General features: G+C 59.9%; 11 protein-coding genes. All 11 read right to left on the bottom strand.

Annotation, left to right across the window (positions count from 1 at the left end; genetic code table 11):
• The 11 genes from ACA055_RS07845 to flhA all read right to left on the bottom strand — a co-directional run bounded on the left by ACA055_RS07845 (position 1) and on the right by flhA (position 12,443).
• Positions 1 to 789, bottom strand: coding sequence for a ParA family protein (locus ACA055_RS07845; protein WP_046046365.1), 789 nt, complete (start codon positions 787 to 789; stop codon positions 1 to 3).
• Between the two features lie 43 nt (positions 790 to 832).
• The gene (gene motD / locus ACA055_RS07840) at positions 833 to 1,726 is read right to left on the bottom strand and encodes a flagellar motor protein MotD (RefSeq protein WP_497683108.1); all 894 of its coding nucleotides are present in this window, start codon (positions 1,724 to 1,726) and stop codon (positions 833 to 835) included.
• Between the two features lie 15 nt (positions 1,727 to 1,741).
• Positions 1,742 to 2,482 (bottom strand): flagellar motor protein, encoded by a 741-nt coding sequence (locus ACA055_RS07835; protein WP_497683107.1) that lies wholly within the window; start codon positions 2,480 to 2,482, stop codon positions 1,742 to 1,744.
• On the bottom strand, positions 2,482 to 3,612 hold the full coding sequence (locus ACA055_RS07830; RefSeq protein WP_497683106.1) for a protein-glutamate methylesterase/protein-glutamine glutaminase: 1,131 nt from the start codon (positions 3,610 to 3,612) through the stop codon (positions 2,482 to 2,484). The genes ACA055_RS07835 and ACA055_RS07830 overlap by 1 nt, the downstream gene beginning before the upstream one ends.
• Positions 3,613 to 3,661: 49 nt before the next feature.
• Positions 3,662 to 5,908, bottom strand: coding sequence for a chemotaxis protein CheA (locus ACA055_RS07825; RefSeq protein WP_497683105.1), 2,247 nt, complete (start codon positions 5,906 to 5,908; stop codon positions 3,662 to 3,664).
• 30 nt (positions 5,909 to 5,938) lie between these two features.
• A complete protein-coding gene (locus ACA055_RS07820) occupies positions 5,939 to 6,727 on the bottom strand; it encodes a protein phosphatase CheZ (protein WP_497683104.1) in 789 nt (262 codons plus the stop codon).
• A 22-nt stretch (positions 6,728 to 6,749) separates the two neighbouring features.
• The gene (locus tag ACA055_RS07815; protein WP_003183998.1) at positions 6,750 to 7,121 is read right to left on the bottom strand and encodes a chemotaxis response regulator CheY; all 372 of its coding nucleotides are present in this window, start codon (positions 7,119 to 7,121) and stop codon (positions 6,750 to 6,752) included.
• A 168-nt stretch (positions 7,122 to 7,289) separates the two neighbouring features.
• On the bottom strand, positions 7,290 to 8,030 hold the full coding sequence (fliA, locus tag ACA055_RS07810) for an RNA polymerase sigma factor FliA (protein ID WP_007894214.1): 741 nt from the start codon (positions 8,028 to 8,030) through the stop codon (positions 7,290 to 7,292).
• Positions 8,027 to 8,857, bottom strand: coding sequence for a flagellar synthesis regulator FleN (gene fleN, locus ACA055_RS07805; protein ID WP_008001746.1), 831 nt, complete (start codon positions 8,855 to 8,857; stop codon positions 8,027 to 8,029). The genes fliA and fleN overlap by 4 nt, the downstream gene beginning before the upstream one ends.
• Positions 8,858 to 8,973: 116 nt before the next feature.
• Positions 8,974 to 10,302: a flagellar biosynthesis GTPase FlhF gene (flhF, locus tag ACA055_RS07800; RefSeq protein WP_497683103.1), complete on the bottom strand. Its 1,329-nt coding sequence runs from the start codon at positions 10,300 to 10,302 to the stop codon at positions 8,974 to 8,976.
• Positions 10,303 to 10,313: 11 nt separating this feature from the next.
• Positions 10,314 to 12,443, bottom strand: coding sequence for a flagellar biosynthesis protein FlhA (gene flhA / locus ACA055_RS07795; RefSeq protein WP_497683102.1), 2,130 nt, complete (start codon positions 12,441 to 12,443; stop codon positions 10,314 to 10,316).
• Positions 12,444 to 12,605: the final 162 nt, after the last annotated feature.

The raw sequence follows: 12,605 nt of genomic DNA, 5'->3' as shown, positions 1-12,605 counted from the left end.
TCACGCCACCTGCGGAACAAGTTGTGCCGCCAGCAAATGCTTGAGCAGTGCGCGGTAAGCGAGAACGCCACGGCTTTTGCCATCGAATTGCGAAGGTGTCACGCCGGCACGGCTGGCGTCACGCAAGCGGGTGTCGACGGGAATGTAGCCTTGCCAGATTTCTTCCGGGTACTTGTCGCGCAATACCCGCAGGGTCCCGAGGGACGCTTGCGTGCGGCGGTCGAACAACGTCGGCACGATACTGAATGGCAATGCCTGTTTGCGTGAACGGTTGATCATCGCCAGGGTGTTGACCATGCGCTCCAGGCCTTTGACCGCCAGGTGTTCGGTCTGCACCGGGATCACCAACTGCTGGCTCGCCGCCAAGGCATTGACCATCAGCACGCCGAGCAACGGCGGGCTGTCGATCACCGCGTAATCGAAGTCCTGCCACAATTGCGCCAGGCTCTTGGCAATCACCAGGCCCAGGCCACTCTGGCCCGGCGACTGGCGCTCAAGGGTCGCCAGCGCCGTGCTCGATGGCAGCAGGGAAATGCTTTCGTGACTGGTGGGCAACAACAACTGGCCGGGCAAGCCTTGGGGCACGCTGCCCTTGTGCAGGAACAAGTCGTAGCTGCTGTGTTCCAGGCTGTCGGGGTCGTATCCGAAGTAACTGGTCATGGAGCCGTGGGGGTCGAGATCGACCACAACCACGCGCTTGCCCGCCTCGGCCAGTAAACCGGCTAAAGCGATAGAGGAAGTGGTTTTACCGACACCACCCTTTTGATTGGCGACTGCCCAGACTCTCATTCGGATTGTTCCTCCCGGTCGAACCGGTCGACCGAGAAATAGCTCAACGTATTAATGCGGGTGACGGAGAATTGACGGCGCTCTCTCGTACCGGCGACTTGACCGGGGTCGGTGCAGTTTGTGTGCCAGCACGCTTCAACGCGGCATCCGGTTTGGTATGAGCGGTTCCGGTACCCGTGAGGCTGCGACGTACATCGAGATTTCGTGACACCACCAGCACCACGCGACGGTTGCGCGCCCTGCCCTCGGCCGTGGCGTTGTTGGCCACGGGCTGGAATTCGCCGTAACCCACCGACGCCAGCCGACCGGGGTTCACACCCTGCATCGCCAGCATGCGCACGATGCTGGCCGAACGGGCCGAGGACAGCTCCCAGTTAGTCGGATACTGCGCGGTGCGGATCGGTTGATCGTCGGTGAAACCTTCGACGTGAATCGGGTTGTCGAACGGCCTCAGAATCGCCGCGACCTTATCAATGATGTTGAACGCGATGTCGCTGGGCATGGCGTCGCCGCTGCCGAACAACAGGCTGGAGTTGAGCTCGATCTCGACCCACAACTCATTGCCGCGCACGGTCATCTGGTTGGAACTGATCAGGTCGCCGAACGCCGCGCTGATGTCATCGGCGATACTTTTGAGCGGATCGTTGGCAGCCTGGGCAATACCGGCGTCGATCTGCTCGCTGTCCTTGACCAGCGGCTTGGCCGGGGTCACGGTCTTCGGTCGCTCATCGCCGATCGGGATTGGCTTGAGGGCACGATCCGAATCAGTGAACACACCGATCAGCGCTTCAGAAATGACCTTGTACTTGCCTTCGTTGATCGAAGAAATCGAATACATCACCACGAAGAAAGCGAACAACAACGTGATGAAGTCGGCGTAGGAAACGAGCCAACGTTCATGATTGACGTGTTCTTCAGGTTGGCGACGACGTGCCATGGTCCATGTCTCCCATCAATCCATGAAGCCCTGAAGCTTCAACTCGATAGAGCGAGGGTTTTCACCTTCGGCGATCGACAAAATGCCTTCCAGCAACATTTCGCGATAACGCGATTGGCGCATGGCAACGGATTTGAGTTTGGCGGCAATCGGCAGCAGCACCAGGTTGGCACTGGCCACGCCGTAGATGGTGGCGACGAAGGCGACGGCAATGCCGCTGCCCAGTTGCGACGGATCGGCCAGGTTACCCATGACGTGGATCAGGCCCATCACCGCACCGATGATGCCGATGGTCGGCGCGTAGCCACCCATGCTTTCAAAGACTTTGGCAGCTTCGATATCGCGACTTTCCTGGGTGTAGAAATCCACTTCCAGGATGCTGCGAATCGCTTCCGGCTCGGCGCCATCAACCAGCAGTTGCAGGCCTTTTCGCGAGTAGTTGTCGGGTTCGGCGTCGGCCACTCCTTCCAGACCGAGCAGGCCTTCCTTGCGTGCGGTCAGGCTCCAGTTCACGACGCGATCGATACCACCGGCCAGGTCCACGCGAGGCGGGAACAGGATCCAGCCAAGAATCTGCATGGCACGCTTGAAGGCGCTCATTGGCGATTGCAGCAGCGCCGCACCGACGGTCCCGCCGATGACGATCAACGCCGCCGGGCCGTTGGCCAGGGCGCCGAGGTGACCGCCTTCAAGGTAGTTGCCGCCAATGATGGCGACGAACGCCATGATGATCCCGATGAGGCTTAGAACATCCATCAGATACACGCCTCGACCAGATGCCGGCCGATATCGTCCAGGCCGTACACCGCATCGGCGAGTTCGGCTTTGACGATGGCCATCGGCATGCCATAGATCACGCAGCTGGCTTCATCCTGGGCCCAGATCGAGCTGCCGCCCTGCTTGAGCAGACGCGCACCTTCACGACCGTCGGCGCCCATGCCGGTCAACACGACCGCCAGAACTTTGTCGCCGTAAGACTTGGCCGCGGAACCGAAGGTGATGTCCACGCACGGCTTGTAATTCAAACGCTCGTCGCCCGGCAGGATTTTCACCGCGCCACGGCCGTCGATCATCATCTGTTTGCCACCCGGTGCCAGCAGCGCCATGCCTGGGCGCAGGATGTCGCCATCCTCGGCTTCCTTGACGCTGATGCGGCAGAGCTTGTCCAGGCGTTCGGCAAAGGCTTTGGTGAACGCTGCCGGCATGTGCTGAATCAACACGATCGGCGCCGGGAAATTAGCCGGCAATTGGGTGAGCACCCGCTGCAGGGCAACCGGGCCGCCGGTGGACGTGCCGATGGCAACCAGTTTGTAGGCTTTGCGTTTTGGCGCTGGCGACGACGGGCTGGCCGCGTGTGCACGAGCCGGGATCGGCGCAGGTGCCGGACGTGCAGGCGCGCTGCTGCCGTAACTGCTGGCGCTCGAAGGCGCTGGCGTCGGTGCGGGTGCAGAGACAGGGGCCGGAGCAGCGTAGGCGCTGACACGACGATTACTGCGCGAAATGCTGAGAATCTTCTCGCACAGCAGTTGCTTGACCTTCTCGGGATTGCGCGAGATGTCTTCGAAATTCTTCGGCAGGAAATCCACCGCGCCAGCATCCAGCGCATCCAGGGTGACCCGGGCGCCTTCGTGCGTCAGCGAGGAAAACATCAAGACCGGGGTCGGGCAGCGCTGCATGATATGCCGCACGGCCGTGATGCCATCCATCATTGGCATCTCGTAGTCCATGGTGATCACGTCTGGCTTGAGGGCCAGCGCCTGATCGATCGCCTCTTTTCCGTTGGTCGCCGTGCCGACGACCTGGATATTCGGATCCGCTGAAAGAATTTCCGAGACGCGGCGGCGGAAAAACCCCGAATCGTCCACCACCAGGACTTTGACTGCCATAAACACTCCATTAGACGGAGCGAGGCTCAGTCGCCCCGCTCCACCAGAATCAAATACGCCGTGCGGCGTAACGCTTGAGCATGCTCGGAACATCGAGAATCAGCGCAATGCGGCCGTCACCGGTGATGGTGGCGCCGGACATGCCCGGGGTTCCCTGGAGCATTTTGCCCAATGGCTTGATGACCACTTCTTCCTGGCCCACCAGTTGATCGACGACGAAGCCGATCCGTTGAGTGCCCACCGAAAGGATCACCACATGGCCTTCGCGCTGCTCTTCGTGAGCGGCGGAGCTGACCAGCCAGCGTTTGAGGTAGAACAGTGGCAGCGCCTTGTCGCGCACGATCACCACTTCCTGACCGTCCACCACGTTGGTGCGTGACAGGTCGAGGTGGAAGATCTCGTTGACGTTCACCAGCGGGAACGCAAACGCCTGGTTGCCGAGCATGACCATCAGCGTCGGCATGATCGCCAGGGTCAACGGAACCTTGATGACGATCTTCGAGCCCTTGCCCTTGGTCGAATAGATATTGATGGTGCCGTTGAGCTGGGCGATTTTGGTTTTCACCACGTCCATGCCCACGCCGCGTCCGGACACATCGGAAATCTCGGTCTTGGTCGAGAAACCCGGCGCGAAGATCAGGTTGAAGCAATCGGACTCGCTGAGGCGATCCGCTGCATCCTTGTCCATCAAACCTTTTTTTACGGCGATGCCGCGCAGAACTTCGGCGTCCATGCCCTTGCCGTCATCGGAGATGGACAGCAGGATGTGGTCGCCTTCCTGTTCAGCGGACAGGATCACTTTACCGCTGCGAGGTTTGCCCATCGCTTCGCGATCGGCCGGTTCTTCAATACCGTGGTCGACCGAGTTGCGCACCAAGTGGACCAGCGGATCGGCCAGGGCCTCGACGAGGTTCTTGTCGAGGTCAGTTTCTTCGCCGACCAGTTCCAGGTTGATCTCTTTCTTGAGCTGGCGAGCCAGGTCTCGAACCAGACGCGGGAAGCGCCCGAATACTTTCTTGATCGGTTGCATCCGGGTCTTCATGACCGCGGTCTGCAGGTCGGCCGTGACCACGTCGAGGTTCGACACGGCCTTGGACATGGCTTCGTCGCCGCTGTTGAGGCCCAGGCGCACCAGACGGTTACGCACCAGCACCAACTCGCCGACCATGTTCATAATCTCGTCCAGACGCGCGGTATCGACCCGCACGGTGGTCTCGGCTTCGCTGGCCGGCTTATCCGCTGGTGGCGCGGACGGTGCACGAGCAGGCGCCGGTGCAGCAGCGGCAGCAGGTTTCGGCGCTTCGGCTTTTGGCTCGGGCGCTTTGGCCACAGGTTTCGGTGCAGCGGCTTTGACGACCGCAGCGGTCACCGAAGAAGCAGCAGAACCGGTACCGACTTCAGTGAACTTGCCTTTGCCGTGCAGTTCGTCGAGCAGCGATTCGAACTCGTGATCGGAGATCAGATCGCCGCCGGCCACTGCGGCGGTTGGCGCCGCAGGGGTCGGGACCGAGGCAATGGCCGATTCCAGCGCATCGACCGCAAAGTTGCCCTTGCCGTGCAGCTGATCGAGCAGTGCTTCAAACTCGTCGTCGGTGATGTCGGAGCTATCGCCTGCCGCTTTCGGGGCAGCCGGTGCGGCGGGCGCCGGGGCCACCGCATCGATGGCGAACTGACCTTTGCCGTGCAGTTGATCGAGCAACGACTCGAACTCGGCATCGGTAATTTCATCGCTGGCCGCGGCATTGCCGGCCGGCAGCGGAGCAGCCGCAGGAGCTTCGGCCTGGGCCTTGACGGCATTCAGCGAGTCCAGCAGTTGTTCGAATTCGTTATCGGTGATGTCGCCCGATTCGCTTTCAGCGGCCGGTTCTTCGACCACAGCCGCAACAGGGGCTGCTTCATCAGCGGTTTGCGGCTCGGCCAGACGGGCCAGGGCCGCCAGCAATTCAGGCGTGGCAGCGGTGATCGGGCTGCGTTCGCGAACTTCGGTAAACATGCTGTTCACCGCGTCCAGCGCTTCGAGAACCACGTCCATCAATTCCGAGTCGACGCGACGCTCACCCTTGCGCAGGATGTCGAACACGTTCTCGGCGATGTGACAGCACTCCACCAGCTCGTTGAGCTGGAGGAAGCCGGCGCCCCCTTTTACAGTGTGAAAACCGCGAAAAATTGCATTGAGCAAATCCGCATCATCTGGCCGGCTTTCAAGCTCGACCAGTTGCTCGGACAGTTGCTCTAGAATCTCGCCGGCCTCAACCAGAAAATCCTGAAGGATCTCTTCATCGGCGCCGAAGCTCATGTATGGGGTGCTCCTAACAGGTCTAAAAACCTAAAATCCAAGGCTGGATAGCAAATCGTCCACATCGTCCTGACCGGACACAACGTCTTCTCTTTTATCGGCATGAATCTGCGGACCTTCACCCTGAGAGAGATGTTTTTGTGGATCTTTTTCAGCCAGCATCGCATCACGGTCATGTTCGATGCCCGCAAAGCGGTCCACCTGACTGGCCATAAGCACGAGCTTGAGCAGGTTGCTTTCAACTTCGGTGACCAATTGGGTCACACGCTTGATCACTTGACCGGTGAGGTCCTGGTAATCCTGAGCGAGCAGAATGTCGTTGAGGTTGCTCGACACAATGCGATTGTCCTCGCTGCTGCGTGTCAGGAAACCGTCGACACGCCGGGCCAGCTCGCGGAATTCTTCAGCCCCGACTTCGCGACGCATGAACCGTCCCCAGTCGGTGCTCAAGGCCTGGGCTTCGTTGCTCAGGCCATTGACCAGCGGCGTGGCGTTTTCCACCAGGTCCATGGTGCGGTTGGCCGCGGCCTCGGTCAGCTTGACCACATAGCCCAGGCGCTCGGTCGCGTCCGTGATCTGCGACACTTCCTCGGCTTGCGGCATGTTCGGGTCAATCTGAAAATTGACGATTGCGCTATGCAGCTCGCGAGTGAGCTTGCCCACTTCCTGATACAGGCCGCGGTCACGGGTCTGGTTGAGCTCATGGATCAATTGCACAGCGTCACCGAACTTGCCTTTTTCAAGGCTTTCGACCAGTTCGACAGCGTGTTTTTTCAGGGTCGACTCGAAATCGCCCTGTGAAGATTCGTTATGCTCCATAGCTTCCCCGTGGCGCAGTTTCTCAACCGATGCGTTCGAAAATCTTCTCGATTTTTTCTTTCAACGCCTGGGCCGTGAAGGGTTTGACCACATAGCCGTTAACACCGGCCTGGGCCGCTTCGATGATCTGCTCACGCTTGGCTTCAGCGGTCACCATCAGCACCGGCAGGTGCTTGAGCTTTTCATCGGCACGCACGTGGCGCAGCAAATCGATACCGGTCATGCCAGGCATGTTCCAGTCCGTTACCAGAAAGTCGATGCTCCCGCTGTTGAGTACCGGAATGGCGGTAGTGCCATCGTCGGCCTCGACCGTGTTGGTGAACCCAAGGTCACGCAACAGGTTTTTAATGATCCGCCGCATCGTTGAGAAGTCATCAACGATGAGGATTTTCATGTTCTTGTCCAATTCGACCTCCAAGCAGTCTTAAACGCGCCCAGCACCTGGACGCGCCATTTCAATCAATCCGGCGAAGCATTCGATGACTGTCTGGAGCACAACAGATCGAGACCGGCGCGGTTCAACAACCACACCAGCCACGTTCGCAGTGTCCCCACACTGCCTTCAGCGCGCTCGCCACTCCCCCAAACGCCCCCGCAAACGGGCCGCGCACTGGCTGTGTAACTGGCTGACCCGAGATTCGCTGACACCAAGGACCTCACCGATTTCCTTGAGATTCAACTCTTCGTCGTAGTACAGCGCCAACACCAGTCGCTCACGCTCCGGCAAATTGGCAATCGCGTCCGCCAACGCCGCCTGGAAGCGTTCATCTTCCAGATCGCGTGACGGCTCGAGATGAGCACTCGCGCCATCCTCATGCAGCCCTTCGTGTTCGCCGTCCTGCAACAGATCGTCGAAACTGAATAACCGGCTGCCCAGGGTGTCGTTCAAAATCCCGTAATAATCGTCGAGACTCAATTGGAGTTCGGCCGCAACCTCGTGATCTTTAGCGTCACGACCGGTTTTAGCTTCAATCGAGCGAATGGCATCGCTGACCATCCTGGTATTGCGGTGGACCGAACGTGGCGCCCAGTCCCCCTTGCGCACTTCATCGAGCATCGCGCCGCGGATTCGAATGCCCGCGTACGTCTCGAAACTTGCGCCTTTGCTGGCGTCGTATTTGGTCGACACTTCAAGCAGGCCGATCATCCCGGCCTGGATCAGGTCTTCGACCTGGACACTGGCCGGCAGACGCGCCAGCAGGTGGTAGGCAATGCGTTTGACCAGTGGCGCGTAACGCTCGATCAGCTCGTACTGCGCGTCACGTGCCGACTTCTTGTAGAGGTTGTAGCCGCTGGCTGTCATAGCACCGGTCCTGCCGTTTGTTGCACGAGGCGCTCGACAAAAAACTCCAGGTGCCCACGGGGGTTGGCCGGCAGCGGCCAGGTATCGACCTTCTGTGCAATCGCCTTGAAGGCCAGGGAGCACTTGGAACGCGGGAAGGCCTCGTAGACGGCGCGCTGCTTCTGCACCGCCTTGCGCACGCTTTCGTCGTAAGGCACCGCGCCCACGTATTGCAGGGCGACATCGAGAAAACGATCCGTGACTTTGGTCAACTTGGCGAACAGGTTGCGACCTTCCTGTGGGCTCTGGGCCATGTTGGCCAGGACACGGAAGCGGTTCATGCCGTAATCGCGGTTCAGGAGTTTGATCAGTGCGTAGGCGTCAGTGATGGAGGTCGGTTCGTCACACACCACCAGCAGGACTTCCTGCGCGGCGCGAACGAAACTGACTACCGAGTCACCAATGCCCGCAGCGGTGTCGATCACCAATACGTCGAGGTTGTCGCCGATATCGCTGAACGCCTGGATCAGGCCGGCGTGTTGAGCCGGGCTCAAATGAACCATGCTCTGGGTGCCGGACGCGGCCGGAACGATGCGGATACCGCCAGGGCCCTGCAACAGAACGTCGCGCAGCTCACAGCGGCCTTCGATCACGTCGGCCAGGGTACGTTTGGGTGTCAGTCCCAGCAGGACGTCCACGTTCGCCAGCCCCAGATCGGCGTCCAGCAGCATGACGCGCCGGCCGAGCTCAGCTAGAGCCAGGGACAAGTTCACTGACACGTTAGTCTTCCCGACGCCACCTTTGCCGCCGGTCACCGCGATCACCTGTACGGGATGCATGCTGCCCATGAATTTTCTTTACCTTGTCTTACTTAGACGGAGGCCACATTACTGGCTGCGCGTTCACAAACGGAACAATGCATGGCAGACCATCGATGTAGGTACAAAAACTGTTCATTAGTACCTCAGCCGACCTGCTTGGTCGGGCTGTGGTAAATATCAGCGAACATATCAGCCATGGCTTCTTCGCTGGGTTCTTCCTGCATTTGCACGCTTACGGCGCGACTGACCAACTGATGACGACGCGGCAGATGCAAATCATCCGGAATCCGCGGGCCATCGGTCAGATAGGCCACCGGCAATTCATGACTGATGGCCAGGCTCAACACCTCGCCCAGACTTGCCGTTTCATCCAGTTTAGTCAGGATGCAGCCAGCAAGCCCGCAGCGTTTGTAACTGTGATATGCGGCCGTTAGAACCTGTTTCTGGCTGGTGGTTGCCAGGACCAGATAATTTTTTGATTTGATGCCACGACCAGCCAGGCTTTCAAGCTGCATGCGCAGTGCCGGATCGCTGGCTTGCAGGCCGGCGGTATCGATCAGCACCACACGCTTGCGCAGCAAAGGTTCCAGCGCCTGTACCAGTGACTGACCCGGATCGACATGAGTCACCGACACATTGAGGATCCGGCCCAGGGTCTTGAGCTGTTCCTGCGCACCGATACGATAGCTGTCCATACTCACCAGCGCGATATTTTGCGCGCCGTACTTGAGCACGTAACGGGCGGCCAGCTTGGCCAGGGTGGTGGTCTTGCCCATACCGGCAGGGCCGACCATGGCAATCACGCCGCCCTCTTCCAGTGGTTCGATTTCCGGTGTGGCGATCATCCGTGCCAGGTGGGCCAGCAACATGCGCCAGGCCTGGCGAGGCTCTTCAATCTCGGTAATCAGCGCCAGCAAGTCCCGCGACAACGGGCCGGACAGGCCGATGCGCTGCAGGCGACGCCAGAGGTTGGCCTGGGCTGGACGGCTGCCTTGCAACTGGTTCCAGGCCAGGGAGCCGAGTTGTACTTCCATCAGCTCGCGCAGGCTGTTGAGTTCGAAACGCATGGAGTCGAAGGCACGCGGGTCCACACCAGTGGCGGCCGGCGCAGCAGCCGGGGCGGGACGACGGGGTTCGGCGTAGGTCGGCTCGATCAGCGGCTCGGCGGCAGTCAGCGGCAGGCCGGCGAACAACTGGCGGTTAGTGCTCTTTTCGCTCTCGCCATCGCTGCGCAGGCTCAGTTCGGCCTGGGCGGTGACGATCCGCGACTGGGTCTTGCGCAGCTCGTCCTCGAGTTCCATGTTCGGAACACGCGGGGCCAGCGCCGACAATTTGTAATCCAGGGCAGCCGTCAGCTCGACACCACCGGCGATCCGGCGGTTGCCAATGATGGCGGCATCAGCGCCCAGCTCATCACGAACCAGTTTCATGGCCTGACGCATATCGGCGGCGAAAAAACGCTTAACTTGCATAAACCACTACCTCAGCCGTTGGGCCCTACTGTCGCAACGATGGTCACTTGCTTGTTGTCAGGAATTTCCTGATACGCCAACACATGCAAACCCGGGACTGCCAGTCGGCCGAATCGCGAAAGCATCGCGCGAACCGGACCGGCTACCAGCAGAATCACCGGTTGACCTTGCATCTCCTGACGCTGCGCCGCATCGATCAACGAGCGTTGCAGCTTTTCAGCCATGCTTGGCTCCAGCAGGACGCCCTCTTCCGAGCCTTGTCCTGCCTTCTGAAGACTATTGAGCAATATTTGTTCCAACCTTGGCTCCAGGGTGATCACTGGCAGCTCCGAGTCAGTCCCTACAATGCTTTGGACGATTGCACGGGATACGCCAACGCGCACCGCGGCCACCAATGCGGCAGTATCTTGACTCTTGTGAGCGTTGTTGGCGATGGCTTCGGCGATGCTGCGAATGTCCCTCACCGGCACTTGTTCGGCCAGCAATGCCTGCAGGACTTTGAGCAGTTGCGACAGCGAAAGCACACCAGGCACCAGCTCTTCCGCCAGTTTTGGCGAGCTTTTGGCCAGCAATTGCATGAGTTGCTGCACTTCCTCGTGGCCGATCAGCTCGCTGGAGTGCTTGTACAGAATCTGGTTCAAATGCGTTGCCACGACCGTACTGGCATCGACCACGGTGTAACCGAGGGACTGCGCCTGGGCACGCTGGCTGATTTCGATCCAGACCGCCTCCAGGCCGAAAGCCGGATCTTTGGCGGTAATGCCATTAAGCGAGCCGTAAACCTGACCCGGGTTGATCGCCAGCTCCCGCTCGGGATAAATCTCCGCTTCGGCGAGGATCACCCCCATCAAAGTCAGGCGGTAGGCACTCGGCGCCAGGTCGAGGTTGTCACGTATATGCACAGTCGGCATCAGGAAGCCCAGATCCTGGGACAGCTTCTTGCGCACGCCCTTGATCCGCGCCAGCAACTGACCGCCCTGGTTGCGGTCCACCAGCGGAATCAGGCGATAACCCACTTCGAGGCCAATCATGTCGATCGGGGTGACGTCGTCCCAGCCAAGCTCCTTGGTTTCCTGAGCGCGGGCCGGCGATGGCAGCAGTTCCTGCTGACGCTTGATCTCTTGCAGGGCCTGAACCTTGACCACGTTCTGTTTCTTCCAGAACAGGTACGCGCCGCCAGCCGCCAGGGCCGCCATGCTGAGGAAGGAGAAGTGCGGCATGCCCGGCACCAGGCCCATGACTGCCATCAAACCAGCCGCCACCGCCAACGCCTTGGGCGAGGCGAACATCTGGCGATTGATCTGCTTGCCCATGTCTTCCGAACCGGAAGCACGGGTCACCATGATCGCGGCGGCAGTGGACAGCAGCAGTGATGGCAATTGCGCCACCAAACCGTCACCGATGGTCAACAGCGCGTACACCCTGCCGGCATCGCCGAAGGTCATGCCGTGCTGGAAGATACCGACCGCCATGCCACCGATCAGGTTGATGAACAGAATCAGCAGGCCGGCGATGGCATCACCGCGCACGAACTTGCTGGCACCGTCCATGGAACCGTAGAACTCGGCTTCCTGGGCCACTTCCATCCGGCGCAATTTAGCCTGGTTTTGATCGATCAGGCCGGCGTTCAGGTCGGCGTCGATGGCCATCTGTTTGCCGGGCATCGCATCGAGGGTGAAACGCGCGCTCACCTCGGAAATCCGCCCCGCACCCTTGGTTACCACGACGAAGTTGATGATCATCAAAATCGCGAAGACCACGATACCAACCACATAGTTACCGCCGATCACCACCTCACCGAAGGCCTGGATCACCTTACCCGCGGAGGCGTGACCGTCTTGACCATGGAGCATCACCACCCGCGTAGAGGCCACGTTCAACGCCAGCCGCAGCAGCGTCGCCACCAGCAGAATGGTCGGGAACACCGCGAAATCCAACGGCCGCAGGGCGTAGACGCAGACCAGCAAGACGACGATCGACAAGGCAATGTTGAACGTGAAAAACACGTCCAGCAGGAACGGCGGGATCGGCAACATCATCATCGCCAGCATGACCAGCAGCAACAACGGCACGCCCAGATTGCCCCGACTTAAGTCGGCAACGTTTGTGCGGGCACTGTTGAGTAACTGAGAGCGATCCACCGGTTTTCCCCGTTCCTTTAAAGCAATCTTTTGACGCCCGAAGCAGGCGCAGAGCGGCTACTGCAAGAAGCCTTCCAACTTTTGCGGGGGTTTGAAACAGAAGGGTTTATCGGGGTTCTTGCTGCCCGGGCCGACGTCTTCGCGAGCGAGCCCGCTCCCACA

It is taken from the genome of Pseudomonas sp. LBUM1657 (assembly GCF_059716075.1).
This window is presented reverse-complemented; position numbering and strand designations above follow the sequence as displayed.